Below are 26,960 nucleotides of genomic sequence, written 5' to 3'. Positions count from 1 at the left end.
TTAACGTTACCTAGTATCGAAATCCATTTTAATCTAGGTGCAGGTTTATAAATTTAAATCGCAGAAGAAATAATTTTAAGGTGTTAATAAAATCACATTTTTAAGTTTTATTGAAAATAATCTCTAATGCTTATTCGTGTTGATCAAAAAATTTTAAGAGGTGAATAGGAAAAGAGTAAAAAGACCTTTGTGTTCCCTGCGCACGCGAGGTTGATTTTAAAGTTTGTGTCTGTTTTTAAGGATGAAATTAATTTATTACCGTTCTTATCAATGGAGTTTGTAAATTTTTTTGAATTTATTTTTTCAATAAATGTAGTTTTTGTGGATTTTTTTAAAGAGCAATAGGTATTTTGGTTGCGAGCTTTTGAAGGGCTTACGCGAAGGAAAAATTTGTAATTTTCTAGAGATAAAACAAAGGCCAGCAATTTTACTGGCCTTTATTAAGAGAGTGACAAGATGATGTCGATTTAAAAATTAATGTATTTAAATTTAGGAACCTCTGATTAACTCATCCTTGATTTAATCAGAGGGAAGAAATTGAAAATGTGATTTCCAATTTCTTCACAATTTCAATCACTTACAGTTCTTGAAATTGGCGACACATCCTTGTGTCGCGAGAAACTCTAGGTTAATCAGAGTTTCCTTTACATTTTTTCCATCACTTCAATACCCAATAAGCCAAGTCCTAATTCTAGAGTTTTGGCAACACCTTTGGATAAGCCTAAACGGCTGTTGCGTGTTGGTTCGTCGATGCCGTCTTTTAAAATTGGGCAAGCTTCGTAGAAGCTCATAAATAAGCTGGTTAACTCGAATAAATAGGTACAAAGCACGTGGGGGAAGGCTTCACGGGCAACGTGTTCTAGGGTTTCGGGTAATTGTAAGAGTTTTAAGGTTAGTGTTTTCTCTAATTCTTCGCTTAATGTAATTGGTGCGTGGAATTGTTCGAAATTAATGTCTGCTTTTCTGAAAATACTGCGAATTCGCGTGTAAGCGTATTGCAAGTAGGGAGCAGTGTTGCCTTCGAACGCCAGCATGGAGTTCCAGCTAAAGATGTAGTCGGTGGTACGGGTTTTAGAGAGATCGGCGTACTTAACGGCACCAATACCCACTTTGCGAGAAATTTCATCTTTCTCGGCATCGGTTAATGTTGGGTTTTTCTCTTCAATTAAGGCTCGCGCTCGGGTTACGGCTTCATCCAGTAATTGCGCGAGTTTAACGGTGCCACCGCTTCTGGTTTTAAAAGGTGTGCCGTCTTCGCCGTTCATGGTGCCAAAGCCAAGATGCTCTAAGCTTACGCTATCAGGCACGTAACCCGCTTTTCGGCCGATGGTGAAAACCTGTTGCATGTGCAGACTTTGGCGCGCGTCGATAAAGTACATCAAGCGATCACCTTTTAAGGTGCCCACTCGGTAACGCAAACACGACAAATCCGTTGTGGCGTAAAGGTACGCACCTTCACGTTTGCGAATAATAACCGGGCTTGGGTTGCCGTCTTTATCGGCGAATTCATCCAAAAATACTACGATGGCGCCTTGGTCTTCAACCGCCATGCCTTTATCGATAAGGTCTTGAACAACAACCGGTAAGTCTGTGTTGTAAGCACTTTCGCCCATAACGTCATCGCGAGTTAAGGTGACGTTTAATTTTTCGTAGATGTCTTCGCCGTGACTAAAAGAGATTTCACGAAATTGTTGCCACAATGCCAGCACACGCTCGTCGCCAGATTGTAAGTTCACTACGTATTCGCGTGCGGTATTGGCGAAGTCTTCGTCGGCATCAAAGTGTTTTTTGGCTTGCTGATAAAAAACTTCTAAATCGCTTAAGGCAATTTCGGCGTTGGCGTTGCTTTGTTGTTCTTCCAGCTCCGCAATCAACATACCGAATTGGGTTCCCCAGTCGCCGACATGGTTTTGGCGAATAACCTTGTGGCCTAAAAACTCCATGGTGCGTGCCATGGCGTCGCCAATAATGGTTGAGCGCAAATGACCCACGTGCATTTCTTTGGCAAGGTTTGGCGCCGAGTAATCCATAACCACGGTTTGTGGTAGGTCGGTTTTCTCAACAGTTAATGCGGGTAGGGTGAGCGCGGCACTTAACTGCTGTGTTAGCCATTCAGGTTTTAAATAAAGGTTGATAAAGCCAGGGCCTGCGATTTCGGTTTTTTCGGCGATGTCTTCAAGCTTTAAATTGGCAACAATTTGCTCGGCAAGGGCGCGAGGATTGGTCTTCATGGCTTTTGCTGCCGCCATGGCACCGTTGGCTTGATAGTCACCAAAACCGGCTTTTTTCGGTTGCGCTAGGTGTGGCTCAAACGAGTCTGGAATTCCAGCTTGGGTCATCGCCGCTTTGAATTGGGCGCTTAAAAATTCTTTGATGTTCATTGTGTCTCTTTACTGAAAAGTGTTTATCACTCAGAAATAGGGTTGATTCGCGAAATCGGCTTGCGGCGGCTTTTTATATTCAGTGTAGCGCTGCTCTTAGCGGCAAACCTTCAACAATGTTGGCTTCGATGTTTAACAGTTCATCCAGTCGTTGCGCGATAATTTCTTTGGGAAAGTATAACTCGGCAAGATTGATGAATAGCTCATGATGACGGCCTTCAGATTCGGCAATCGCTTGGTAAAACGCTTTCATTGGGCCAGCTTCTAGCGCTTCGCCAACCAATGCAAACCGCTCGCAGCCTCGGGCTTCTATAATGCCAGCTATCAACAATCGGTCGATGAGATACTCGTCGGTACCGCGCCGGTACGCCTTACGAAAGTCGTTGATGTAGGGATCTTTCTGGTCATCACCCAGAATTTTGCCGCGCGCGTAGATGATTTTTATCACTTCTTTAAAATGCGACATTTCTTCTAGAGCCAAATCGGTCATGGCCTTAACCAGCTCGATGCGATCGGGGTAGTGCGACAGCATAGACACCGCCATGCCCGAGGCTTTTTTCTCGGCGGCGGCGTGGTCTTGAAGAAACGTATCAAAATCTTCAAGTACCGTTTGGGTCCATGCGTGTGGGGTTTTAAATCGTAAAAAACTCATTGAATCAATCAAGTCTCGGCACGTGTTGTTGTGAGCCTGGCGGTTAAGCAGGATATGGCTCTGTTGGGCGCGCATTATAACGGATTCGAAAAGTAATGTTGGAATGGATTGCAATTCGGTTTTTAGCCCACAGATAGAGTGCTAATTTGAGGTTTCACCAGTTCGCGTTGGTTTATTGTGCGTGCTCTGAATACTTCGAAACAATGTTAAATGATTACCGAGATGGCTTATCCATTGGTTTCTGTTAAAGAAGTCGTGGGCGATTGGCGCTGCCATCTTTATAATCTCGCCACTTGATTGGATGCGCGGCAAGGTTCCGTGCTTTTTGACCAAGTCTCGGTTTCTTATTCACTGACTGTAGCAGAGCCTTTTGCTGCATTCATGAACAACTACAATAAGGCTACATTATGATCATAAAACCTAAAGTTCGTGGTTTCATCTGTACTAATGCTCACCCAACGGGTTGTGCGGCGAACGTGAAAGAACAAATTGAGTATGTGAAAGCTCAGGGCAAAGTCAGCAATGGCCCACAAAACGTTTTGGTATTAGGTGCTTCTACTGGCTACGGTTTAGCCTCACGCATTACCGCCGCTTTTGGTTGCGGTGCAAAAACCTTGGGTGTTTTCTTCGAAAAACCCCCGACCGACAGAAAAACAGCCTCAGCCGGTTACTACAACGTTGCCGCGTTTGAAGAAGCCGCCAAGGCAGAAGGTTTGTATTCTAAAAGCTTAAATTTAGATGCCTTCTCTTCAGAATCTAAAGCTCAGGTGATTGAAACCATCAAGCAAGAGATGGGTAAAATCGATCTTGTGGTGTATAGCCTAGCAGCGCCGCGCAGAAAAGATCCCCAATCTGACGAAGTCTACAGTTCTGTGCTTAAGCCCATTGGCGAGTCGTACACCGCTAAAAACTTAAATACCGATACCTTAAAAATCTCTGACGTTACTGTTGAGCCTGCCAGCGAAGAAGAAATTGCAGCAACCGTTAAGGTTATGGGCGGCGAAGATTGGGAGCTTTGGATTGATGCCTTGGCAGAAGCCGATTTGTTGGCTGAGAACTTCCAAACTACCGCCTACACCTATTTGGGTGAAAAATTAACGTGGCCAATTTACGGCAAAGCAACCATTGGTAAAGCCAAAGAAGATTTGGATCGTGCTGCGGCGCAAATGTCGAGCAAGTTCCAAGGCTTAAACGGTAAGGCGCATGTTTCGGTATTAAAAGCTTTGGTTACCCAAGCGAGTTCTGCCATTCCGGTAATGCCTTTGTACATTTCGATTTTGTACAAGGTTATGAAAGAAGAGGGAACCCACGAGGGTTGTATCGAGCAAGCATATCGCTTATTTACCGAAGGTTTGTACACCGATACGCCGCGATTGGATGATCAAAAGCGCTTGCGTATGGATGACCGTGAGTTAAAACCAGAAACTCAAGCCAAGGTGGAAGCCATTTGGCCGGAAGTTACCGAAGAAAACCTCTTTGAACTTACCGACTACAAAAGCTACAACGCAGAATTCTTGAAGTTGTTTGGCTTTGGTGTTAAAGGCGTTGATTACGACGAAGAAGTTTCACCGCTCGTAACAGCGAATTTTTAATCGCGTTCGGTTCAAGCCGTGTTGCACAGATGAAATTCTGTAACCTAAGAAGGTGGTTAATGTTAACCACCTTTTCTATTTAAAGGAACCTCTGATTAACTCATCCATGATTTAATCAGAGGACAGAAATTGAAAATACGATTTCCAATTTCTTCACAATTTCAATCACTTACCGTTCTTGAAATTGGCGACACATCCTTGTGTCGCGAGAAACTCTAGGTTAATCAGAGTTTCCTAAAGACTTTTTCTATTTAAAGACCTTTTCTATTCGTAATTTGGCAAAAGGTGCTTTTGGTCGATAGAGTGCTTTTGGTCGATAGAGTGCTTTTGGTCGATAGTGTGCTTTTATATTTAGCATTATTTGCTCGCATTTAATTAATTGATTCGTAACTTCATAGCTTCGTAACTTTCTTTATAGACCTGTAATGACAGATAAAACACCTTCGTTATCGCATCCCAAATATTGGAAAACATGGTTTCTTATTGGATTGTGGAAATTGTTTTCACAATTGCCGCTGCCGGTTTTAAGAGGCATTGGCCATGTTATGGCGTTTTTTACGCGTAAATTTGCCAAGCGTCGTTGTTTTATTGCGCAAAGAAATTTGCAGTTGTGCTTTCCTGAGAAAAGCCCCGAAGAAATCGAACAGTTGCTTAGAAAAAACCTGTTCCATACCGCTATGAACGGTCTTGAAATGGGCATGTGTTGGTTTCAACCCCATTGGCGATTGAAAAATGTTGGTGATGTTACGGGCCTAGAATATCTCGAAAACCTTGAGGGTGGTGCCTTGATGCTGAGTATGCACAATACCACCATTGAAACCATGAGTGCTGTGGTGAATCCGTATTTCACCAAAATCGATATGATGTACCGAGCCCACAAAAATCCGGTATTTGATCATGTGCAACGCAATGCGCGCGGTCGCCATAATTCCGATTGCAAAATGATTGATCGTTCTGATCTTCGCGGTGCGGTTAAAGTGATGCGTTCTGGCAGAATTCTTTGGTACGCACCCGATCAAGATTACGGCATAAAACAGGGTGTGTTCGCCACATTTTTTGGCATCCCGGCGGCAACCATTACCGCCACGCCGCGCTTGGCGCGTTTAGGCAAGGTACCGGTTGTGCCTATTTTTCATCGCCGTGATGATGACGGCCGTTGCCAAGTTGAGATCTTACCGCCGTTAGAAAACTTCCCGAGCGACGATGAAATGGCTGATATTCAGCGCGTCAACGATCTTATTGAAGCGCAAGTTAGAAAATATCCAGAGCAATATTTGTGGGTTCATCGCCGGTTTAAAACTCGCCCGCCCGGAGCAGAGCCTTTGTATGGAACATACAGCAAGGGTGTGAAAAAAAATTCTTGAGTTAGAACTTGTGCCCGGTTTATGAGCTAAGTACCATTAGCGACTTTTCAAGTTAAGTGAGACACAGTAATGATTAAAGGAAGCATTGTAGCCCTAGTTACTCCCATGACCGCCGATGGCCAAGTAGATTGGAAATCGTTGCAAGAGTTGGTTGAGTGGCATGTAGAAAAGGGCACTGATTCCATTGTTGCTGTGGGCACTACCGGTGAGTCGGCAACCTTAACTGTTGCAGAGCACGGTGAAGTTATCGCTAAGATTGTTAATCAAGTAAACGGTCGCATTCCTGTTATTGCTGGTACCGGTGCAAATGCTACCGCTGAAGCCATCGAGTTGAGTAAAGCCGCTAAAGAAGCTGGTGCAGATGCGTGTTTATCGGTAACGCCTTACTACAATAAACCTACTCAAGAAGGTTTATTTCAGCATTATTCAATGATTGCTAAGTCTGTGGCGATTCCACAAATTCTGTACAACGTTCCTGGTCGTACCGCTGTTGATATGAAAACCGAAACGGTTGTTCGCTTGTCAAAAGTGGCCAACATTATTGGTATTAAAGAAGCGACTGGCGATGTGCCTCGCGCGATCGACCTTATGGCGCAGGTTGGTAAAGACTTTTTGGTGTATTCCGGTGACGATGCAACCGCGGTTGAGTTAATGATTGCTGGTGGTCACGGTAACATTAGCGTTACTGCCAACGTAGTGCCTGATCAGATGGCGAAGTTGTGCGCTCTCGCGATGTCAGGGCAGGCCGAGCAAGCGCGGGCACTGAACGAAAGTTTAATGCCGTTGCATCAGGCTTTATTCCTTGAGTCTAACCCAATTCCTGTTAAGTGGGCCGTTGCCGAAATGGGTAAAATTGGTCACGGTATTCGTCTACCATTAACCAATCTTGCTGAGCAGTTCCATCAGCCGTTACGCGATGCTCTTAAAAACGCTGGCGCGTTATAAATCTCATTGAGTTTTTTTGCATGCTGGGTGTCATACATCCAGCTCTATTAATTTCACGTTGTTTGTACTTTCATGGTTAAGTCTTTTCCTGTTGTAGTTCTTGCGTCATCTCTCTGTCTTCTCACTGGTTGTGGAACCTTCTTTGGCAAAGATGGGTTTTTTCGTAATCGCGGTGACGAATATCTAAAAGCGGAAGAGATTCCTCCACTTGCACCAGACCACGATCAGAAAAACCCAAGATTGTCCGAAATTTATGTGGTTCCCAATATTGAAGATTCAACCTACGATTACACCCAAGTCTTTGTAGCGCCTCGCCCAATTCCACTATCAAGTTCTGTTCTTGAAGATACCGTAAAGATTCAAAAGCTCTCCGGTCGGCAGTGGATTTTCGTTTCAAATTCACCATCGGAAGTTTGGCCGCAGGTACGTGAATTTTTGGGTGATAAAGATCTTCCTGTAGCCTATACAGATGCCACTGATGGTTTAATAGAAACTACGTGGTTGCAGTTTTCCGACGATAAAGAGCATTTCGACCGTTTTCAGTTGCGCATCGAAACCGGTATTCAGCCAGAAAGTGCTGAGATTCATGTGTTGCACAGCCAAGTTCCTTCTAACCAAACGCCAGAAGCAAACTTACCTTGGCCAAAATCCTCTACCGACGATTCCCGAGAAGCTTGGATGATTGACGAGCTTTCGAGTGTATTGGCCAGTAATTTAGAGCGTTCTTCGTCTTCGTTACTAGCGCAAACCATTGGTGGTGAACATAAAGTGGTTCTTGGCTATACCGAGTCAGAAGAACCTATCTTAAAGATGAAAATTAGCTACCTACGCGCCTGGGCCAGTGTGAACCATGCGCTAGAAGAGGAAGGCTTCTATCTTTGGGGACGTGACAGTAACAAGAGTGTTTTCTACTCTCAATATCAAAAACCTAAAGATAATAAAGGCTCATGGATTGGCAACGGCATTCGCGCTGTTGGCGGTTTATTCTCTGGCGTAGATAAAAACGCCGGACCGACCTCGCCCTATACCGTTGTTGAGGTGCTGGAGAATTTACCTGCCTCCAATGAAAGAGATTCTTTGTTTAAAGATGTCATCTCAGGAGAAACAACACCGCTTAAAAATGTTCCTGGGTATTTAGTGGTTGTTCGTGAATCTGCCGACGAAGTTCACGTCTTCATTCGTGACGGTTACGCTCGCAGAATCGACGAAGCACAGGCCAAGCAGTTGTTAAGTGCCATTAGGAATAACCTTATTTAACGATCTCTAAGGATAGATTCTTGAGATTTGCAAGCTTAGGCAGCGGTAGCAAAGGCAATGGCCTTGTTGTTACCGCAGGCGAAACCAAACTTCTCATAGACTGTGGCTTTACCGTTAAAGAAACGGTAGCTCGCTTAGAACGCTTGGACTTAAAACCCTCTGATCTTACCGCGGTTCTGGTTACTCATGAACATGGTGACCATATCAAAGGTGTTGGCCCCTTAGCTCGCAAGTACAAATTACCCGTCTATTTAACGCCCGGTACTCTTGTTACCGGCAAGCTTGGCGAGGTTCCAACGGTTCAAACGATTGAGGGTTATCAGTCGTTCCAAATAGGTGACGTATTTGTCACTCCCGTTGCTGTGCCCCATGATGCCCGAGAGCCTGCTCAGTTTATTTTTCAATACCAAGATTTTCGGTTAGGTGTTCTAACCGATCTTGGCAGTATTTCCGAGCATGTGATCTTTCATTATCAGAATTGCCATGCACTGGTCTTAGAGGCCAATCATGATCCACAGATGTTGGCCCAAGGCCCTTATCCTTACAGTTTAAAAAAGCGCGTTGCGGGTAATTGGGGGCATTTGAGTAATGCGCAGGCTGAGAACTTTTTGGCGCGTATTTTTTCAGATCAGCTCCGTCATGTGGTTATCGCGCACATTTCTCAGCAAAATAATTCGCTAGATATTGTCGAGCAGCAGTTTAGTGCTTGGCAAAATCAACTCGAAACACTTTATTACGCCTGCCAAGATCAGGGTTTTCACTGGTTAGACTTGAACTAACGTTTATTCTTTGTTCGCCACAATCTATTTTCGAACGAGAAGGTCTGCGAGCTGCTTTAAAAATACCAAATCTACGTACGGTAAGTGGTTGAAATCGTGAAAAAATTGGAAATTGCATTATCAATTTCTGCTCTCTGATTAAATCATGGCAGAGTTAATCAGAGGTTCTTGAGTTAATCGATATTTGTCTGCATTTCACAATATTTTATGGCGTATTCAGAATATTTTGAATATTGGCTTCCTAGTATGCGAGTCATAAACGTCATCCTGTTGGGTTCGTAGATGTTGATAATGGCTCCAAGAATTGATCGATGTATTTTTAAAAAACAGCGATTAACTTTCTAACGATTTAATTCAAGATAGAAATAGTAAATACTGGTTCTGATTTTGTTGTAATTTCAATTACTTATCGTTTTCGAGATTAATAAACACCGCTGGGTGTTAGAAGCTCAGGGTTAATCCTTTTATAAATAATCGTAAAACTGGAGCCAACAGTAGTAAATAAGCGTTAAACAAAAACCCTTTCCAAATAAATAGTGATTAAATCGATGATCTAACACGCGGTTTATAGGTCTTTTGCTATGCTTATTGTGGGTTTTAGTCGCTAGAGTGTTGGTATTTTTTTAAAAAATTTATTCTCTTTAGTTCTTACAGCGAAATTACTCATTCAACATGTTATTATTTAACGTCGATTCATAAAGCATTTGCTACCGCTTTTCTTTTTTTGAATCTGATGTCCGTGAATACAAGATAGAAGGAGTTAATGAATGGACGAACGTCGTCGGTTTGAAAGACGTCCTACGTCAATTCGGGTTGAGTTGACGCATCCAACGTTTGGCACCATGGTTGGCTACGCTAAAGATATCTCCGATGGCGGCGCTTCTGTAATGCTCGATGTCGATGTCAAGCCACCGGTAGGAACAGAAGTTAGTGTCGTCTTCAGAAAAGTATCTGGGGTTGTTAACGATAATCCGGTAAAGATGAAGGTAATGCATCAGCAACGCAATATCGTAGGTTTAATGTTTACCGGTTCTTTAGATACTCAAATTTTTTAGTAATACCTTTATTTAATTTTTAGTCGGATTGGTTTATTCATCCTTTGTGTGCAATGAGTTGTTCTTGGAATTACGAGTTCACGAACTGATGTACTCGGATTAACACATTAAAAAGCGCTCAGCTGGAAGCGCTTTTTAATGTTAGCAATTGATTCTTTGCTGAATTTTCGCCTTGCTTGATCTTAAATGACCCGATAACTTAAATTTTTTTGCCAGTGTGTTTATTGGCAATGCTCCGGCGCAATCACTACTATACCCGCCACACGCTCTAGTAATTTCACATCTTCGCACAACACCTGATCGTTACCGGATAAGTCTAAGTACTGTAATTTGGGTAAGTTTAATAAGGTTTGTACGTCTTTAATTTGATTATTTTTAATCGAAAGTTTTTCGAGACTGCTCAAACCTTGCAATGGAGCTAGGTCTTTAATTTGATTATCGGCTAAATTAATTTGCTTAAGTTTTCTGAAGCGATTAATTCCTTTCAAGTTTTCAATGCCTGCGTGTGTACACACCAAGTTACTTAACTGTCCATATTCGGTTACGCCATTTTCTTCAATAAATAGGCTAATACAGTTTTCTAAGGCTGCATCGTCAAATTCTAGAGCGGTAATAACTTGCGGCGGCGTGTAAACCTCTTTTTCATTTAGGGTTACTTCGTAATTCTGGCAACCAGAAAGACCCATCGCGGCGATTACGGCAAAGCCTAAGACTGGCCTATATGCGAGAGCAATTTTGCGCTTTAGGTATTGTTGGCATAAACCGATGCATGAATTGATCATAAACTCGCCTTTTCTCGAATGCTGTCAAGTAATCCTACTAAAGTTAGGGTTCCAACAAAAGTAAAGTCACTCGTCTTTTTGATTGAGCTCGCTTTAGTTTACTTTGATTTATGACAGCAACAATTGTATTTTCTGCGGCTACCTATATTTCAACCAGAGTTTAAATAGATACGCTGGATGGGCTCTAGATTGCTCATATTTTCTACGATTTATGGGAATAAAAATAACAACCTATGCTTGTTTGATAAGACGCTTTGGTATTATTGACCGGTTCAATGATGTGAATTTTAAACTTACGCGTAGATCATGGAGTCTATGGTCTTTATCCAGTTAGCTTTTGAGAGATTCGAGAGAGTTTTATGTACTTAGGGATGTACCACTTGAAGACACGGGTTAAACAATCTTTCGTTCAGCTGGGAATAGTGTTTATCGTCGGTTACGTGGCTTTAAGTCCACTTGCAACGGTAAAGGCTCAAGATAATGATACGGAAAATTCCGCGGATATAACGTCTGCGCAAGGTGACTCTAACTCAGTTGACCAGCAGTCACCTGAGCCTTTAGAGGCCTACAATACCGTTATTCTTGCCGAGCTTGATAACGCCATCAATCAAGTCAATACCTCGTTATCGTCCAGTGGCGTGTTTGCCGCTGAGGCGGTTCGTTATTATTTCACCCGTTTAGCTCTGGTTGATGGCAGGATTGAACAGGTGCCGGAGAATTTTATTATCGATGTGCCTTTTTCGGTCTGCCCGATTATCCTCCGTAAAAATAACCGATACCTTGTCAAGTTACAGCTGAATGCAGAACAACAGTACGACAAGTTTTTTGTGGTTAGCTCGTGTCAAAACTTTGAATTGCAAGCAGAGCCAGAAAGTCACGCTGCCACACCTCAAAGTTAGTCTACAAAATCGACTTTTCGGCTTCTTGCTCAGAGAAAAATCTATGGCTATAGAGCTTGGATCGGGAAATCGGATTGGCTCGTTAACGAGAACTGAAAGGTAAATTTGATCGAAATAAAAACAACTTCTTCCTTGAAGCCTCAAATTCCTTATGGGTAGCTTGCTGAAAAGCCAGAGTAGTCTCTGATTAACGCATCCTAGAATTAATCAGAGGTCAGAATTCATCAGAGAACAGAGAAATTAAATCAGCCAAACTTCAACTCTTTGATTTTTTAATTTTCTTTCGCCATCGTTTGAAACCACAGGATTAAAGTGACCAAATCCGGTTACGGGCGCAACTTGAATCCCGTTTTCGTGCAGCCTTGACTTTACCGCAATCGCTCTGAGTTTGGACAACACCGTCGCACGCGTTGGCGTTTGCTTTGCGTCACCAAAACCCACCAGTAAGAGTTCTTTATTTTGATATTCTGGCAGTGACATTAAATCGACCAGTCTCTGAATGTCGTGTTTCGCTTTATTATCCAGCAGTGAGCTGCCTTCGTTAAATCGAATATTAACGGAAAGGCGTTGTGCATTTTCGGTAATTTTCAGGTAATCGTCCGGTCCTTGATGTTTATCTACGTGAATCGCAATGGGGGTTTGCGAAACGAAACCTATATCCCCCACAATCAGTTGTCCGCGAGTGCTTTGCACAAAATTTAAAAACTCTTTGACGATAGATTTTTGCTGAGTTTGTGGAGTGTATAAGAACAAGCGCCGTGACAAGGGATAATCTTCTGTTGCAACGGTGATTTGTAGTGGTGGTATCGAATTAGTTTCATGATCCGATACGCCCAAGGCCTTAGCCTTATTCACGGAGGCTAATCCCACAAAGCCAATGGCGTATTCGTTGCGAGCTACCATGGCAGACAGTTGATCGTTCGACTCATACCGTAATGCATTGTTTGACAAGGTATAATCGTCCATTAACACCAGTGATTTAAAGGTGTCCCAGGTACCGGATTGATTGTCACGAGCGTGTATTGAAATAGGTTGATCTTTACCGCCAACTTGTGACCAATTGTTAATTTTTCCGCTGAAAATTTCGGCGATTTGCGTAATGGTTAATTCATTTATTGGGTTTTTGGGATGAACGATGATCGCCAAACCGTCAATGGCAATAACATGCTCGGACTCGAAGCTTTCCAGATCACCTAACACGCGTAAAGCTTGTAGTTCAGACTCTTTAATGCTGCGCGAAGCCATTGCGATATCGGTTTTTAAATTCTGTAGAGCTTTAAAACCCGTGCTAGAACCATGGGCAGCAATTTCAACCGATGAATATTGACCGGTCGAAGGATTCAGGGCTAAAACAGTATATTCGTTATCGATCTTACTGGGTTCGATTCGAACTTGGATGAATTCTTTTTCTTCCAAAAAAGCCTTAACCAATTCTGGAGCCAATTGAGCGCCAATGGTATTGGAGCCAGTCATTTTAAAGAGTAGATTGGGTTTTGAGCTTTGTGTTTGCGCCAGTGCTTGATAAGGTACAAGCGATGCGCATAGGCTTAATGTTGCGAGCAGAACTGCAAGAATTTTTTTGAGCATGATATTTAGAGATGAAATAAAAAATAGGTAGGCATAGGTAAATTTTTCAAGATTATTGTTGCAAAATGGTTACAAAAACATAGTTTTTTTACTAAATGTATAAAATTGGAGCATTGGTTGAACGTTCGAGGTTTTAGCGATTATAAGGTTTTAGCAAATAAGGCTTTTCTTTCTGAGTCTGAAGCGCTTGCTGCACGATTAAAAGTTTCTTTAATAGAAGAAAAAGACCTAGGCGCGTTTTCAGAAGAGACCGACTTTTTATTAAGATATACCGAGCAAGGCTTGGTATTAGAGAATTTAGCCGCTAAAAAAGTAAATCCTGTCATTGTGAATTTTGAAGTGGGGGCTGCCAATCACCGTAGACTTTTTGGTGGTGGAAAAGGGCAGTTAATTGCTAAAGCGGTTGGTTTTAATAAAACAAAATCCGATATACACATTTGTGATTGCACGGCAGGTCTTGGTGGTGACGCATTCGTGTTGGCAAGTCTAGGAGCCTCTTTAACGTTAATAGAGCGCCATCCTGTAGTCTTTGAATTATTAAACGATGGTCTTGAGCGAGCGCGTTGCAGTGATTCTTTTGAGGTTGCTGAAATTGCCCGGAGAATTTCATTACAGACTGGAAATGCCATCGAAATACTCACAGCTAAGATCAGTTGCAATGAAAAATACGATGTCGTTTATTTGGACCCAATGTTTCCTGAGCGAAAAAAAAGTGCCTCGGTAAAAAAAGAAATGCAATTTTTCCATTCGTTAGTGGGAAACGATGAAGATAGCGATCAACTGCTAGAGCTTGCTTTACAAGCCGCGTTATATCGCGTGGTGGTGAAAAGACCTAAAATTGCCCCGTTTTTGGCGAGCGTAAAACCCAATACTCAACAGCTGGGGCGGTCTAGTCGATACGATATTTACAGTTTAAAAAAATTGCCGGATTAACCTTAAAAAGCTCCGATTAAATCATGGAGGAGTTAGTCAGAGCCTCCGGTAATAAAACGCAAAATTCTAGAAATCGTCATTCTGATATGAGCCAAAATTGCGATTAAAAAACCGATTGAAACGGTAAGAAGTGAAATTGCCAAGAGAGCTTCTTGGGTTAATGACGAAGGAATTTGTTTGGCAGCGTATACGCCAACCATGCCAACAAAAAAAATACTAGCACCCAAGCGGAATTGCTTAAATATCTCAGACAAAGGCGCATTGTAGTGTATAAATAACGCGGTCTTTATCGTTCTTAGATATTTTCTCAACATTTTTAATAAGAATGTTTGGCTTGTTAAGATTTCACGCTGGTGTCTTGATCCCACTCTTGCAAGTCTTTTATCGGCTGTAATACAGAATTCTTAAGTGAAATTTCAGCTGATTTTTGTTTTAGCAGTTTCTGATAAATACTCTTCAATATTAAATAAGCATCTTTTTCGTTATCGGTTTCTAAAACTGTTTCAGATGTCTGATGTTAAATTGAAACGTTTATTGACGCCTGACAAATTTACATATTATTGATGTCGCTAATTTCAAGAACGGTAAGTAATTGAAGTTATGAAGAAATTAGAAATCGCATGTTCAATTTCTGTCCTCCGACTAAATCATAGAAGAGTTAATCAGAGGTTCCTAAACACTATTTTTGAAGAGTCAACATCGCCGTGTATGTGATCTTAAAGAGTTAGAAGAATGAAGGGAGTTGAAAGAATTAAAAGAATAAAGCAGAAAGCGGTGAGTTAAAAGTCTGTCGATCAGAATCAACAGACTTTTAACTTGATAATTACTCGTCCAATGATGAGTCGGTAGCGATCAGAAGATTATTTTCAGTCACGTAGTCTTTCGAGTTTCTCTCGTTACGATAAATAAACTTGTTTTGTACCGGTAATTCTGCCTCGTTACGCGCGGCAATAATTTGTTTGTGTTCTGGCGATTTTGCGCAAACAGGGTCTGTATTCTCTGCTTCTCCTGTCAACATATACGCTTGGCAACGACAGCCGCCAAAGTCTTTTTCTTTTTCGTCGCAAGACGCACAAGGCTCTTTCATCCAAGAATAGCCGCGGAACTTGTTAAAGCCCGGTGATTCGTTCCAGATGTATTCGAGGGAATGATCTAAAACATTTGGGTATTCAATGGGCAGCATTCTCGCGCTGTGGCAAGGTAATGCTTGGCCGTCGGGTGCAACCGTTAAAAATATTTGTCCCCAACCATTCATACACGCTTTGGGCCGCTCTTCGTAATAATCTGGAGTCACGAAAATAAGCTTCATTGGATTTTTTTCTTGAATAAGCTTTTCGCGGTATTGATTGGTAATGGCTTCAGCACGCTCTAATTGCGCTTTGGTTGGCATTAAGCTTTGGCGGTTTTCAAAGGCCCATCCATAATATTGGCAGGTCGCCAATTCTACGTAATCGGCTTGCAGCTCAATACACAGCTCGATAATTCGATCAATTTTGTCGATATTGTGGCGGTGGGTGACAAAATTTAAAACCATGGGATAGCCATTGGCTTTCACTTCTTTTGCCATGGCGAGCTTTTGTTGGAAGGCTTTGTGCGAGCCTGCCAGCATGTTGTTAACGCTTTCGTCGCTGGCCTGAAAACTTACTTGAATATGATCTAATCCAGCTTTTTTAAACGATTCTATTTTGGTTTCATTTAAACCCACGCCCGAGGTAATTAGGTTTGTGTAATAACCCATGCCTCGTGCGGCGGAGATTAATTTGCTTAAGTCTTGGCGTACCAAAGGCTCGCCACCTGAAAAGCCCAATTGTACCGCCCCAAGCTTTCGCGCTTGCTCAAACACGGAAATCCATTGATCGGTGGTTAGCTCGCGGTTGGTGTAACCGGCAAAGTCTTTGGGGTTAGAGCAATAAGGGCACTGAAGTGGGCAGCGATAGGTTAGTTCCGCCAACAACCAGAAGGGTGCCCCATGGGTTTGGGGCGGTGTTGGTTTGGTGGTGCAAGAGCCGCTCATGATTCAATCCACCGAATCCAGTGCTGGCTCTGTGCTTCTTTCATGAACTCCATAACGTCGTTATCGACGCCTCCTGCATCAGGATATTTTTCGTTCAATAAGTCGATGATTTCTTGGGTGGTTCGCTGACCGTCAACCACGGATAAAATCTCACCGGCGGGGCCGTTGAGCTTTACCATGCCTTCTGGGTAAAGCAGCACGTAAGCCTGCTGAGCTTCCTCCCACTGAAAACGAAAAAGCGTTTCAAGCGCTGGAATTTGATCAATCATTGTCCTAAACCTTTGTGATAAACACGCTCGGATGTCACCGTGTGATAGGGCGGACGATTGTATTCATAGGCCATGGTCATGGCGTCGAGCATGGTCCACAAAACATCTAACTTAAACTGCAAAATTTCAAGAATACGTTCTTGCTGCTCACGAGTCTTAAAATAATCTAGGGTAATACTTAAACCGTGTTCCACATCGCGGCGAGCTTCGCTTAAGCGCTGGCGAAAGTATTGATAACCTTCTTCTTTAATCCAAGGATAGTGCTTAGGCCAGGTATCTAAACGATTTTGGTGAATGGTTGGTGCGAACAATTCGGTAAGCGATGACGCAGCCGCTTCTTGCCAGCAAGCGCGACGTGCGAAATTCACATAGGCATCTACTGCAAAACGAACGCCGGGTAATACATGCTCGTGAGAGAGAATTTCCTCTCGCTTTAAGCCGACCGCTTCACCTAAACGCAGCCAAGCTTCAATACCGCCGATGGCACCACCGTGGCCGTCGTGGTCGAGAATGCGTTGAATCCACTCTCTTCGGGTATCTCTATCATTGCAGTTGGCAAGAATTGCCGCGTCTTTTACCGGAATTCGTACTTGGTAATAAAACCGGTTTGCTACCCAACCACGAATTTGTTCGGGCGTACAACTGCCGTCGTACATGGCAATGTGATAAGGGTGTTGGGTGTGATAGAAGGCACCTTTCGCTTTTAGCGCTTGCTCAAATTCTTCTGTGCTCATGGGCGCTGGGCTTTGATCAGTCATATTAGCCTCTTTTTATCTCTAAATAAGTTGGATTCTAATAGCTAAGAGCAAACTTAAAGTTCGAACTCTAAGCCGTCAAAAGCGACTTCAACATTATGTTCTTTTAAAATTTGTCGCTGGTGCGAATCTTCATCGAGAATTGGGTTGGTGTTGTTTATATGGATCAAAATTTTACGAGGCTTATTTAAAGTATCTAAATAATTAAGCATGCCATTTTCACCGAATTGCGGTAAATGACCCATGGTAACGCCGAGCTTATCGCCAACACCTGCAACAATCATTTCGTCTTCTTGCCAGAGTGTTCCATCCACTAATAAACAATCAGCGTTTTCCATGATTGGCTTTAAATGATCTTCAATTTTGCCAAGACCCGGTGCGTAGAAAAGCGTTTTATTGTTACGCAGATTTTCAACCAAAATACCAATGTTATCACCCGGATGTGGATTGCCACGATGCGGTGAATAGGGCGGCGCGCTGCTTAGCAGTGGAATTGCCGTCATGCGTACATTAGGTACTTTAGACACTTCAAAACTGTTTTTGCCGTCTTCAATATTGATGGTGTGTCTGTTTAAACCACCGTTCCAGTGTTTAAGCATATTGAAAACAGGGAATCCTGTGGTTAGGTCTTGATAGACCATGTCGGTACACCACAACTCATGTGGGCAACCTTCTCGCAACATTAATAGGCCAGTTGTATGGTCTATTTGACTGTCCATTAACACAATACCCGCAATACCCGTATCGCGAATCGCGCGAGCAGGTTGCATGGCTTTAAAATTTGCAAGTTGAGTAAGAATGTCTGGGGAGGTATTAAATAGAATCCAGTCGATACCGTCGTCACTGATGGCAATGGAAGACTGAGTTCGTGCTTTCGCATTCAAAGTACCGTCGCGATAGCCTTTACAGTTCGCGCAATTGCAATTCCATTGAGGGAAGCCTCCGCCGGCTGCGGACCCAAGAACATGAATTTTCATAAATACAGACCAAACATTTGTACGTTAATTTCGGTTTTCTTATTCATAGAAGTAACAGAGAATATAGAGATTCTAAGCGCAAGAAAATTGGGAAATCTGATTTGAAATAGCTCAATGTTAATTATTGTAGTTTTTATAGAAGAGCTCATCGGTAGAATTGTTATTTATTCTCAGTCATCGTGAAATAAAATGCTGAGTTAAGTAACCGTGTATCGTTAAACATCTGTGTTTTAAAGATACTGAATTGACGAGACTGATAGGGCAGTATTTTTTGAAAAGGATCAGTGGTGGTATTACTGCTCAAAACACCACCACCTAAACCAAGTTCGGTTTATTAACGGTTTGCGAAGTACATAGTAACTTCGAAGCCGATGCGCATATCTTGGAAAGCTGGTTTAGTCCACATGATAATTACCTCGTTTTTTGTTATATAAATGAAGTCCGAAGACATCACAATAATAGGAAAGTGAATTCACTAAAAACATGGTACTTTAGGATGAAAAATCAGTGTCTGTTAACCCGAATTAGGACTAAAACAGACAAAGATAATTAATCTCAACCAGAACCATGGCCTGAGAGCTATAATAGCCCACAAATTTTGACTTTGCAGTTAATAAAAAGTTCTTTTCAACAAAGTCTGTGTTTTCATGAAAATTATCCCTAATTAGCCATTATAAATAAGCGCGTTAGAGGCTCTCTATCACAGTATTTTCTAGAGCATTTTCGACTACACTGAACGATAAAAGGTTATATTGTCCTTATTCTTAAGTTGCCTATTCTTGGATCACTTCATCATAAAACTGACGATAATGTTTCTCATTTTATCGAAGCAAACGGTAATCTTCATAGGCTGTAATCGCTAAGATAGTCATTATTTGCTTCGAGTATTTGGCAGCTGAGGAAAAAGTTATCAATGTTGGTGACTATCAAGGAATGAGGTTTTCAAGAAACCGATGACTTCTTTGTTCACTTTCATTTTTTGATTAAATGAAAGATAAGTGAATTGATGATGATACAAGACTTATTAATCTTAAAATAATTATAAAACAAGTTTTTTAAGAAATTTACTGAATGACAATATCTGATGCATTTGCAAGGGTTGGTGTCTGAAAACCTAATGTCTAAAAACTTTATGTCTGTTTTTATGTGAGCTGCTGGTGGTTCTACAGAAGTCATTATTTGTGAATGATTTAAATATCTTAATATGTTTTTTTTATGTTTGTAAATTATTTTCAGCTGGTCATCAACTTATAAGAAGCAGTGTTTTATATCTAATTAATTGAAAAGTGCGTTAATAAAAAAATACCTGACTGATAATCGACTTTTATTAGATGCTTAATTATTAAGTTTATATCGAGTATGAGATGGCCTGACCCTGGTTGTGTTATTAAAGTAATGGGATGTATTTTAGGTAAAGGGCTAGGGTTTTACTGCAGTGTGGGATTTTCTAAGCTAATACTTTTGTTTTTTAAAGCTGCTAAAGCGTAGTGTCTAGATATCTTATTTTTCTGGATCTTATCTTTCTGGTTTGTACTAACAGCTGATACCATTAACTTGTTTCATGAGAAGTTGGTTTTTTATTAAAAATAAAAGAGCGTAGCATAAGAGTTTTTTGCCTAGCTTTTTGTTACTTGTTTTGTGTGGCTGTTTTTACACTTTTATTTTATGTACTACTATTTTGCACTACTAAAGCATTAGTAAATAATTTATTAAGAGTTTTAGATGTCTCAGAGTTTGATTTGTTGTAGTTAGATTTGTTGTAGTTAGATTTGTTGTAGTTAGATTTATTGGAGTTAGATTGTTCGGAATTCGTTGTAAATTTAACGCCATTTATCCAACGCTTCACTGTCACTCTTTTTATTTTCTACCCAAAGTTCGTGGGTTGGCGTAATTTCTTTTTTCCAGAAGGGGGCGTCGTTTTTCAGGTAGTCCATGATGTACTCGCAGGCTTGGAATGCTTCTTTGCGATGTAAACTTGCAACACCCACAAATACAATTTGCTCTCTGGCGGTAATTTTCCCGACTCTGTGTACAATAACGATATTTTCTAATTGCCAACGTTCTTGAGCGGTCACGGCAATTTTGTGCAGTGTCTTCTCGGTCATTGCTGGGTAATGTTCAAGATAAATAGCCTGAACATCGCCATGGCTGGAAAAATCTCTAACTAAACCCGTGAAGGTGACTACAGCTCCTGGCGGTGTGTTTGCTGATCGTAAACCGTTATATAATTCGGAGTGATCAAAGTCAGCTTCTTGAATGTGTATATTAATCATGTCAATTTAGTGGTAGTTGGGTAAGTTAGAGAGTTTATCTCAGTAGAATGTCAAAACATTAAATTTTTTAAAGTAGCTTTTGATATCTTACCCGCCGGTTACCGGTGGGAAAAAAGCAACTTCATCACCATCTTTTATTGTTGTTTCGCGTCCAACAATTTCTTGATTGACAGCTATAAACACCTGTTGGTGTTCAAAAGTTGATTGCCAAGACGGATTTTTATTGAATAAATAGTCCAGTAGCTTGCGGATGGTTATAGAACTTTGATTATCAAGATCGTTTATTTCTAAGTTGAGTCCTGAGCAATTTAATTGGTCTTTAAGCCGAGCGAAGAATAAAATTTTAATCATCAAAGAAATTCTCAGTTAGCAGCATTCCAGCTTCCAGATTTACCGCCGTGTTTTTCAAGTAATTTGGTATCGTTAATGGTCATAGATTTATCAACAGCTTTGCACATATCGTAAACGGTAAGCGCGGCAATGCTGGCAGCGGTCAATGCTTCCATTTCTACGCCAGTTTGTCCGTTTATTTTACACGTGGCAGTGATCTTTATTTGGTATGTTTCTCGTAAAATTTCTGTGTGAATTTCGGTAGAGGAAATCATAAGAGGGTGGCATAACGGAATAAGCTCGGATGTCTTTTTTGCTGCTTGAATACCGGCAATTCTTGCAACGGCTAATACATCCCCTTTTTTTAAACTGTTAGTTTCGATGAGGTTTATAACCTCTTCAGTTGTATTCACGATGCTTTGTGCAATTGCAGTGCGTTTTGAATTTTGTTTTTCACTCACATCAACCATGTGAGCTTCGCCTTGATTATTTAAATGCGTCAATTTGGACATAAGTGTTATCAAACTGTTTACTATATTTATCTTGTGAATCGAAATTTACGTTTGTCTGCTGGCAATTTGACCGTTTGCAGATATATTTTCTTATATAAACGAAAAATTTATCAAGTTAGGGCCATTTAATTGAGATTAAACTCTTCCTTCTTGATGTTATTTGGTTATAATAAAGCAAGTATGCGCTTGAATACTACTCTGCCTTCATCTTTTGTCATCAATCTTTTGGCTATGAATTCAATAATTGCGTATATTTCTCGTTTACGAGTTCTACAGTTTCGGTCTTTCTAGATCAAGCGGTTGGTTTTTCAGGCGATTCTACGCTTTAACCTTTCATTGGTTACCAATCGACGATTATTTTTCCTTGTTGCGTGTTTTATTTAAATGCAATTTAAGTGAATGTATTTTCACGAATTATCAATTCGAATGGGTGGGAATATTCCCGCTAAATAAAATAAATTGATTAAAAATAGTGTAAGAGAAATCAATGCTAAAACATATTGCTGTACGTTTGCGTAAGTTTCATCACGGTCAGTTGGCTTTTGATTTAAATAATTCTACTGTCATCAATGCGGCAATTGAAAAACGTGATCCAGCTTTAAAAAACTTGGTTGAAGGATTAATCAATCGCGGTCTAGAATACACAGTTGATGGCTGCGATTTGTATTGGTTTCAAATCGACGATGATCATCCAATTAGCCACTACGCACCACTTAACGAAGTTGAAGTAGTGTTTGAAAGTGACTGGTTTGAGCAAAAGAAAGAAAGCTTTCGCCATATGAGTGGTCTGCGTTATTTTGACGCGAGTGCAGGCTTGGCTGAAGAGTTTAAAATTAAAGATCAGTCTCGAAAAATTGGCTACCAGCTAGATTCTGCCGCTTAATATCTTTTAAAACTAACTCAAAATACACGGCGCTTATTTTAATCCCTGGAGTTAAATCATAACTCTGGGGATTTCTGCTATTGACTTAATTTTTTAAGTTATGTAGCAATAATTGTAATTTGGCTTGCTGATATTTTTTGTTTCAGTTGCATTACTAAAAATTTACACGCTTTTACATCACTTTTTGTAATCTTCCATTCAATCTTTGGCTCTACTTTTTTTGTTGATAGTTATCATATTTGATAATTTATTTTTCTTTTTTGCAAAATTCTATTTATGGTCTGTATTTTATTAAAAATTCAATAAAAACATAGGGTTGTATGTATTTTGAGGTGTGAATTTTTATTAACACTAACGATTTTGATTGAACAACCTCTAAAATAAAAACACTATTTTTATTACGTTTAAATAATTCTGCTTGGATAAATACATGAATTTAAGAAGTTTTGGTTAAATAGTTTTTAGCGAATTTTAACTTTGAAGGTTTCTCTACAGTTAATAAATAAGATAAACTAAATGAATAAATAATGAATAAATAGTGTCCTACATTTGTGATTATCAATTTAACTTATTGAAATGTAAGAACAAATTTATAGGAAACTCTGATTAACCTAGAGTTTCTCGCGACACAAGGATGTGTCGCCAATTTCAAGAGTGGTAAGTGATTGAAATTGTGAAGAAATTGGAAATCGCATTTTCAATTTCTGTCCTCTGATTAAATCATGGATGAGTTAATCAGAGGTTCCTATAGTTTTGTTGAGAGTAATTCAGCGAGTTTATAGTAGTTGGGTTGTTAACTGTTAAGTAATCTTATAAAGAGTAGTGTTTAAAATCCGACAGTGATTTTAAAATTGTGTTTTAGACACGTCTAGAAACGAACATTTTTTTATTGATACGTTAAAAACTATCAACACTAGAAAGGAGCCTTGTATCGACTCCTTTTGGTATTGAATACTTTCTTAACCGCTACATTATGGTTGAAAACGAGCTTTGAGGTATTCGAAAACTGCTCTTATACCCATTGCTTCGCCGCCGGTGGGTCTTCCCGGTAATTTGCGGTTGTTCCACGCCATTACATCAAAGTGAACCCAGTCTATATTCTCGTCAACAAACTCTTGAAGGAATAGCGCCGCCGTAATTGCGCCGCCAAACGGCGAGGTTGCGCAATTAGTAATATCTGCCACTTCACTGTTGAGTAATGCCTTGTAGGGTTTGTGCAGTGGCAATTCCCAAACTGGGTCGCCACAGTTTTCACCGGCTTCTTTTATGCCATTAGCAACATTGCTGGAAGTTGAAAACATGCCGGGCAGTTCTGTCCCCAGTGCTACACGACAGGCACCTGTTAAAGTCGCAAAATCAATAATGAGTTCGGGTTGATCGTTATTAGCTTCTGCGAGTGCGTCACACAGGACCAGTCTGCCCTCGGCGTCGGTATTATCGATTTCTACGGTAATGCCTTTGCGCGTAGTAATTACATCGCCCGGTCGAAATGCGTTACCGGAAACCGCATTTTCGACCGCAGGTACCATAACTCGCAGGTGAATCGGTAATTTCGCCGCCATGATAAGATTGGCTAATCCTAAAACGTGAGCGGCACCACCCATGTCTTTTTTCATAAAACGCATGGCTGATGACGGTTTAATATCCAAACCGCCACTGTCGAAACACACACCTTTACCAATCAAGGTAACCTTAGGATTGTTAACACTGCCCCAGTGTAAATCAATTAGCTGAGATGGGTGGGAGCTGGCTCTGCCAACGGTATAAATCGTTGGGTAGTTTTCATCCAGAAGATCTTCCCCAACAATTTGTCGGCAGGCGCCGCCGTATTCGGTGGCCAACGCATTTGAGGTTGCCGCTAAGTGCTCGGGCATCATGCTATCGGCTGGCGTATTAATCAGATCTCGGGTGATAAATACCGATTGCGCATAAGTTTTCGCTACAGATACGACATCGGCGTCGTCAATATTTAAGGTAACAGCTTTACTGGTTTTATCTTTGGATTTGAATTTTGAAAACTGGTAACCACCCAGTAAAAAACCAAAGGCGACTTTTTCAAGTACCGATTTCGAGTCGCTAAGCGCGTTAAACTCGCCCTCAGGCAGAAGATTATACAACTCCCCGGCGCAGAATTGATCATCGGTATCGGTGCTGAATAAGGCCTTATCTAACTCACCATTGGCGTTAGGAATTACTACTAAGCCGTCGCCTTTATAACCCGTCGATTTTATCCAATTCTTTGTGAAGCTATTTTGTTCTTCGAGCCACGATGGATAGTTCTTTTTATGGACGACGAAAAGCGGTGTTCCGTTTGCTGAGGCGTTTAATACAGGCAGTTTTGTTGGGTGCAGATTTGTCATGCTTGAGTGCCACTTGAGAATTGATTTCAATAAATTAAGCGAATTTACTAAGCATTGGGGTAATGCGATTAGAAATCAACCTCTATTTTGTATCACAATCCCTGTTTTACTACCTGGCAGCAGTAATTAGTGACCAGCAATAGTTGTTGATAACAACAGTCGTTGATAACAACAGTCGTTAATAAAACAATAGTAGTTAATAAGTAGTCGCTCTAATCATATTGGTCTTACGTTATATGATTAGTGGCTTCGAGCATTGTTCTGTTAACCTGATGGAAAAATCCGTTGGGAACGAGCAACACAATCTCAACCCCAATCCCAATCCTTTCAATGATCTGTTTGCAAATATCACATCAACTCAACGTCAACTGTTTAAAAAATTTCCCAAAATTAGAATTGTTAAAAGTTGGTAAACATTTTGAGTGTTAAAGCTCCAGTCGCAAAAATTAGCTTGGGCAGTGTTTGAAATATAATCAAAGAAATGCGGTGTTACACCTTAAAACGGGCGCATTTTACGTATATGAAGTCAGATAATCTTCCGCTGTACTAAGTGATTTTTGGTTGTGCGTATTGGTAACAATAAATATTTATGGTGGTTATTTATTTAAAATAAAATTGTAAAAAAATAAATGATTGTGTGTTTTTTACAAAATTTTATAAATCTACGCATACATAAAAGAAGGCGCCGTTTTGCGACAGCAAACTGGTTGTTGCTAGCTACGTTAAATACAAACTATGGTGGTTACGAACTTGGTAACAGAAAAACAAAAATTTGTAACAAAAAATTGAGACCTGTTAAATTTTTGTGCTTATCAACGTTGTAATGGTGATTCTAACGATTCAGGTTTTTCGTATGTTAGGCGGGTTTTTCGTATGTTAGTAAGTTTAACGCTAAAATCTTTGGATAATTCATTATTGGAAAGTTGATGTTAATTTGCGATAAATTTATTGGTGAGATTTCATTGTTTACGTTGATGTTTTAATAATTTTTATTGCTGAGATTGTTTTATTTTGTGCTCAAAATAGAGAGATAACAGGGTTCGACTACTAGGTTTATGAATAGAAAAACGGTAATGTAAATACAGTCAAATTAAACCTATAGGAACCTCCGATTAACTCTTTTGTGATTCAAGCTAGGGCAGAAATTGAAAATACGATTTCCAATTTTTATACAATTTCAAGCACTGGTTGTGATTGAAATTGATGGTGAACCATTGGTGTCGTTGAAAACTCCGTGTTAATCAGAGTTTTCTATTGAGAGTTTTCTATTGTCAGCTTGTAAGTTGATTTACGTTAAACAAACGGTTATTCCAAAATTAAGAATGCCAGCAACGTAGTTTTTATGTTTAAGACTGCTGACATTAAATTTATGTGAGCAAGTCAGATTTATCGATCAAAAAACCGCTTTAATCGAGCCAGTAGCTAAGCGCAAGCGGTTCTTTCAATATAAGTAGACGCAAGTTACAAAAACATATTGTTAAACGCGACGTTGTAGATTTTTTTCCATAATTATTCGGGTGGCGATTTCTTCAACCGAAATTGCAGTTGTGTCAATCCATGGAATACCAAGAGCGCGATACATGTATAACGCTTCTTTGACTTCCCATTCACACTGTTTTATGGACGAATAACGGGAATCGGCACGGCGCTGATGGCGAATGTTTGATAAGCGTTCGGGATCGATACTTAAGCCAAATAATTTATTTTTATGCTCACGCAGTATTTTTGGAAGTTCGTTTTTCCGTAAATCCTCTTCCGTAATAGGGTAGTTTGCTGCGAAAATGCCGTGCTGCATGGCTATATATAAACAAGTTGGTGTTTTAGCACTGCGCGAGACACCGATCAAAATAACATCGGCGGACGGGTAATATTTTGTTTTGGCGCCATCGTCATTATCTAAGGCGAAATTAACAGCGTCCATCCGAATCAAGCCTCGTTCGCCATAGGGGCTTTCATGACTTTGGCCGGCTTGATAGGACGAAACTGCTCCTAGTTCCTTTTCTAATGAAGGTAAAAAGGTGCCAATAATGTCCATTAAAAAGCCTTCGGACCCTGCAATTCGATCACGAATTTCTGGGTTCATGATAGTATCGAAGATCAGCGGTTTTTCGCCAGATTTGGCTGCGGCTTCGTTGATTTGTTGCACTGCTTGATCAGCTTTTTCTAAGCTATCGGTATAGGGCAGGTGCACTTTGTGAAATTTTGTTTCTTGAAACAACGGTAACAAGGCGTTGCCAAGAGTTTGAGAGGTGATTCCGGTGCTGTCTGAAATAAAGAAGGCGTATCGGGTACTCATGAGTAAATCTCTTGGTGAAGTCTGAAAAAGTTCGTTAATAGTAATTAAGTTGTTATTATTGCGCC

General features: G+C 40.7%; 23 protein-coding genes. 9 read left to right on the top strand and 14 right to left on the bottom strand.

The genetic code is table 11. The annotated features are described in order from the left end of the window. Positions 1–644 precede the first annotated feature (644 nt). Complete coding sequence (argS, locus tag ACYQ2C_RS13775) at positions 645–2,381, bottom strand: arginine--tRNA ligase (RefSeq protein WP_460103558.1); 1,737 nt, start codon at positions 2,379–2,381, stop codon at positions 645–647. Positions 2,382–2,460: 79 nt separating this feature from the next. Next, the gene (locus tag ACYQ2C_RS13770; RefSeq protein WP_460103555.1) at positions 2,461–3,033 is read right to left on the bottom strand and encodes a MiaE family protein; all 573 of its coding nucleotides are present in this window, start codon (positions 3,031–3,033) and stop codon (positions 2,461–2,463) included. A gap of 407 nt (positions 3,034–3,440) precedes the next feature. Between ACYQ2C_RS13770 and fabV the strand changes: the two genes are divergently transcribed. The 6 genes from fabV to ACYQ2C_RS13740 all read left to right on the top strand — a co-directional run bounded on the left by fabV (position 3,441) and on the right by ACYQ2C_RS13740 (position 10,025). Next, complete coding sequence (gene fabV, locus ACYQ2C_RS13765; protein ID WP_460103553.1) at positions 3,441–4,625, top strand: enoyl-ACP reductase FabV; 1,185 nt, start codon at positions 3,441–3,443, stop codon at positions 4,623–4,625. A gap of 425 nt (positions 4,626–5,050) precedes the next feature. After that, the gene (lpxL, locus tag ACYQ2C_RS13760; protein ID WP_460103550.1) at positions 5,051–5,989 is read left to right on the top strand and encodes an LpxL/LpxP family Kdo(2)-lipid IV(A) lauroyl/palmitoleoyl acyltransferase; all 939 of its coding nucleotides are present in this window, start codon (positions 5,051–5,053) and stop codon (positions 5,987–5,989) included. 69 nt (positions 5,990–6,058) lie between these two features. After that, entirely contained in the window at positions 6,059–6,934 is an 876-nt protein-coding gene (gene dapA, locus ACYQ2C_RS13755) for a 4-hydroxy-tetrahydrodipicolinate synthase (protein ID WP_460103547.1), read from the top strand. 72 nt (positions 6,935–7,006) lie between these two features. Then, positions 7,007–8,191: an outer membrane protein assembly factor BamC gene (bamC, locus tag ACYQ2C_RS13750; RefSeq protein ID WP_460103544.1), complete on the top strand. Its 1,185-nt coding sequence runs from the start codon at positions 7,007–7,009 to the stop codon at positions 8,189–8,191. 20 nt (positions 8,192–8,211) lie between these two features. Beyond that, positions 8,212–8,970 carry an MBL fold metallo-hydrolase gene (locus tag ACYQ2C_RS13745; protein WP_460052674.1) on the top strand — a complete coding sequence of 253 codons (759 nt, stop codon included), beginning with the start codon at positions 8,212–8,214 and terminating at the stop codon, positions 8,968–8,970. Positions 8,971–9,737: 767 nt separating this feature from the next. Then, positions 9,738–10,025, top strand: a complete 288-nt coding sequence (locus ACYQ2C_RS13740; RefSeq protein ID WP_460052677.1) for a PilZ domain-containing protein — start codon at positions 9,738–9,740, stop codon at positions 10,023–10,025. Between the two features lie 221 nt (positions 10,026–10,246). On the opposite strand, the gene ACYQ2C_RS13735 is transcribed toward ACYQ2C_RS13740, so the two are convergent. Further along, positions 10,247–10,807, bottom strand: a complete 561-nt coding sequence (locus tag ACYQ2C_RS13735) for a leucine-rich repeat domain-containing protein (RefSeq protein ID WP_460103539.1) — start codon at positions 10,805–10,807, stop codon at positions 10,247–10,249. Positions 10,808–11,187: 380 nt separating this feature from the next. On the opposite strand from ACYQ2C_RS13735, the gene ACYQ2C_RS13730 reads away from it, so the two are divergent. Further along, a complete protein-coding gene (locus ACYQ2C_RS13730) occupies positions 11,188–11,706 on the top strand; it encodes a hypothetical protein (protein ID WP_460103536.1) in 519 nt (172 codons plus the stop codon). A 240-nt stretch (positions 11,707–11,946) separates the two neighbouring features. Here ACYQ2C_RS13730 and ACYQ2C_RS13725 read toward each other — a convergent pair whose 3' ends face one another. Beyond that, entirely contained in the window at positions 11,947–13,293 is a 1,347-nt protein-coding gene (locus tag ACYQ2C_RS13725; protein ID WP_460103533.1) for a substrate-binding domain-containing protein, read from the bottom strand. 117 nt (positions 13,294–13,410) lie between these two features. Between ACYQ2C_RS13725 and ACYQ2C_RS13720 the strand changes: the two genes are divergently transcribed. Continuing rightward, positions 13,411–14,226 (top strand): class I SAM-dependent methyltransferase, encoded by an 816-nt coding sequence (locus ACYQ2C_RS13720; protein ID WP_460052688.1) that lies wholly within the window; start codon positions 13,411–13,413, stop codon positions 14,224–14,226. Between the two features lie 823 nt (positions 14,227–15,049). On the opposite strand, the gene pqqE is transcribed toward ACYQ2C_RS13720, so the two are convergent. From pqqE to moaC, 8 genes are all read right to left on the bottom strand, one after another. Further along, the gene (gene pqqE, locus ACYQ2C_RS13715; protein WP_460103529.1) at positions 15,050–16,240 is read right to left on the bottom strand and encodes a pyrroloquinoline quinone biosynthesis protein PqqE; all 1,191 of its coding nucleotides are present in this window, start codon (positions 16,238–16,240) and stop codon (positions 15,050–15,052) included. Then, entirely contained in the window at positions 16,237–16,509 is a 273-nt protein-coding gene (gene pqqD / locus ACYQ2C_RS13710) for a pyrroloquinoline quinone biosynthesis peptide chaperone PqqD (RefSeq protein WP_460103526.1), read from the bottom strand. The genes pqqE and pqqD overlap by 4 nt, the downstream gene beginning before the upstream one ends. Continuing rightward, positions 16,506–17,267: a pyrroloquinoline-quinone synthase PqqC gene (pqqC, locus tag ACYQ2C_RS13705; RefSeq protein ID WP_460103523.1), complete on the bottom strand. Its 762-nt coding sequence runs from the start codon at positions 17,265–17,267 to the stop codon at positions 16,506–16,508. Before pqqC ends, pqqD begins: the two co-directional genes overlap by 4 nt. A 53-nt stretch (positions 17,268–17,320) precedes the next feature. Next, complete coding sequence (gene pqqB, locus ACYQ2C_RS13700) at positions 17,321–18,241, bottom strand: pyrroloquinoline quinone biosynthesis protein PqqB (protein WP_460052701.1); 921 nt, start codon at positions 18,239–18,241, stop codon at positions 17,321–17,323. Positions 18,242–18,575: 334 nt separating this feature from the next. Next, positions 18,576–18,647, bottom strand: coding sequence for a pyrroloquinoline quinone precursor peptide PqqA (gene pqqA / locus ACYQ2C_RS13695; protein WP_460052724.1), 72 nt, complete (start codon positions 18,645–18,647; stop codon positions 18,576–18,578). 1,414 nt (positions 18,648–20,061) lie between these two features. Further along, the gene (locus ACYQ2C_RS13690; protein WP_460052704.1) at positions 20,062–20,514 is read right to left on the bottom strand and encodes a molybdenum cofactor biosynthesis protein MoaE; all 453 of its coding nucleotides are present in this window, start codon (positions 20,512–20,514) and stop codon (positions 20,062–20,064) included. An 87-nt stretch (positions 20,515–20,601) separates the two neighbouring features. Continuing rightward, positions 20,602–20,865, bottom strand: coding sequence for a molybdopterin converting factor subunit 1 (gene moaD, locus ACYQ2C_RS13685; RefSeq protein ID WP_460052706.1), 264 nt, complete (start codon positions 20,863–20,865; stop codon positions 20,602–20,604). Between the two features lie 11 nt (positions 20,866–20,876). After that, positions 20,877–21,356, bottom strand: coding sequence for a cyclic pyranopterin monophosphate synthase MoaC (moaC, locus tag ACYQ2C_RS13680; protein ID WP_460103516.1), 480 nt, complete (start codon positions 21,354–21,356; stop codon positions 20,877–20,879). A gap of 487 nt (positions 21,357–21,843) precedes the next feature. Between moaC and ACYQ2C_RS13675 the strand changes: the two genes are divergently transcribed. Beyond that, the gene (locus tag ACYQ2C_RS13675) at positions 21,844–22,239 is read left to right on the top strand and encodes a hypothetical protein (RefSeq protein ID WP_460052712.1); all 396 of its coding nucleotides are present in this window, start codon (positions 21,844–21,846) and stop codon (positions 22,237–22,239) included. Positions 22,240–23,210: 971 nt separating this feature from the next. Here the strand turns inward: ACYQ2C_RS13675 and ACYQ2C_RS13670 are convergent. Both ACYQ2C_RS13670 and ACYQ2C_RS13665 read right to left on the bottom strand, forming a co-directional pair. Then, positions 23,211–24,599: a leucyl aminopeptidase family protein gene (locus ACYQ2C_RS13670; RefSeq protein ID WP_460103512.1), complete on the bottom strand. Its 1,389-nt coding sequence runs from the start codon at positions 24,597–24,599 to the stop codon at positions 23,211–23,213. A 1,477-nt stretch (positions 24,600–26,076) separates the two neighbouring features. Continuing rightward, on the bottom strand, positions 26,077–26,895 hold the full coding sequence (locus tag ACYQ2C_RS13665; RefSeq protein ID WP_460052717.1) for a pyruvate, water dikinase regulatory protein: 819 nt from the start codon (positions 26,893–26,895) through the stop codon (positions 26,077–26,079). Positions 26,896–26,960 lie beyond the last annotated feature (65 nt).

The sequence above is a fragment of the Sessilibacter sp. MAH3 genome (genome assembly GCF_054658275.1).
This window is presented reverse-complemented; position numbering and strand designations above follow the sequence as displayed.

Coding starts and splice junctions, on each gene's coding strand:
- ACYQ2C_RS13670 (WP_460103512.1), bottom strand. CDS start 24,599: ATGACAAATCTGCACCCAACAAAACTGCCTGTATTAAACGCCTCAGCA.
- ACYQ2C_RS13725 (WP_460103533.1), bottom strand. CDS start 13,293: ATGCTCAAAAAAATTCTTGCAGTTCTGCTCGCAACATTAAGCCTATGC.
- pqqE (WP_460103529.1), bottom strand. CDS start 16,240: ATGAGCGGCTCTTGCACCACCAAACCAACACCGCCCCAAACCCATGGG.
- dapA (WP_460103547.1), top strand. CDS start 6,059: ATGATTAAAGGAAGCATTGTAGCCCTAGTTACTCCCATGACCGCCGAT.
- pqqB (WP_460052701.1), bottom strand. CDS start 18,241: ATGAAAATTCATGTTCTTGGGTCCGCAGCCGGCGGAGGCTTCCCTCAA.
- ACYQ2C_RS13690 (WP_460052704.1), bottom strand. CDS start 20,514: ATGATTAATATACACATTCAAGAAGCTGACTTTGATCACTCCGAATTA.
- lpxL (WP_460103550.1), top strand. CDS start 5,051: ATGACAGATAAAACACCTTCGTTATCGCATCCCAAATATTGGAAAACA.
- pqqC (WP_460103523.1), bottom strand. CDS start 17,267: ATGACTGATCAAAGCCCAGCGCCCATGAGCACAGAAGAATTTGAGCAA.
- bamC (WP_460103544.1), top strand. CDS start 7,007: ATGGTTAAGTCTTTTCCTGTTGTAGTTCTTGCGTCATCTCTCTGTCTT.
- moaC (WP_460103516.1), bottom strand. CDS start 21,356: ATGTCCAAATTGACGCATTTAAATAATCAAGGCGAAGCTCACATGGTT.
- fabV (WP_460103553.1), top strand. CDS start 3,441: ATGATCATAAAACCTAAAGTTCGTGGTTTCATCTGTACTAATGCTCAC.
- pqqD (WP_460103526.1), bottom strand. CDS start 16,509: ATGATTGATCAAATTCCAGCGCTTGAAACGCTTTTTCGTTTTCAGTGG.
- argS (WP_460103558.1), bottom strand. CDS start 2,381: ATGAACATCAAAGAATTTTTAAGCGCCCAATTCAAAGCGGCGATGACC.
- ACYQ2C_RS13770 (WP_460103555.1), bottom strand. CDS start 3,033: ATGAGTTTTTTACGATTTAAAACCCCACACGCATGGACCCAAACGGTA.
- ACYQ2C_RS13735 (WP_460103539.1), bottom strand. CDS start 10,807: ATGATCAATTCATGCATCGGTTTATGCCAACAATACCTAAAGCGCAAA.
- ACYQ2C_RS13675 (WP_460052712.1), top strand. CDS start 21,844: ATGCTAAAACATATTGCTGTACGTTTGCGTAAGTTTCATCACGGTCAG.
- ACYQ2C_RS13665 (WP_460052717.1), bottom strand. CDS start 26,895: ATGAGTACCCGATACGCCTTCTTTATTTCAGACAGCACCGGAATCACC.
- moaD (WP_460052706.1), bottom strand. CDS start 20,865: ATGATTAAAATTTTATTCTTCGCTCGGCTTAAAGACCAATTAAATTGC.
- ACYQ2C_RS13740 (WP_460052677.1), top strand. CDS start 9,738: ATGGACGAACGTCGTCGGTTTGAAAGACGTCCTACGTCAATTCGGGTT.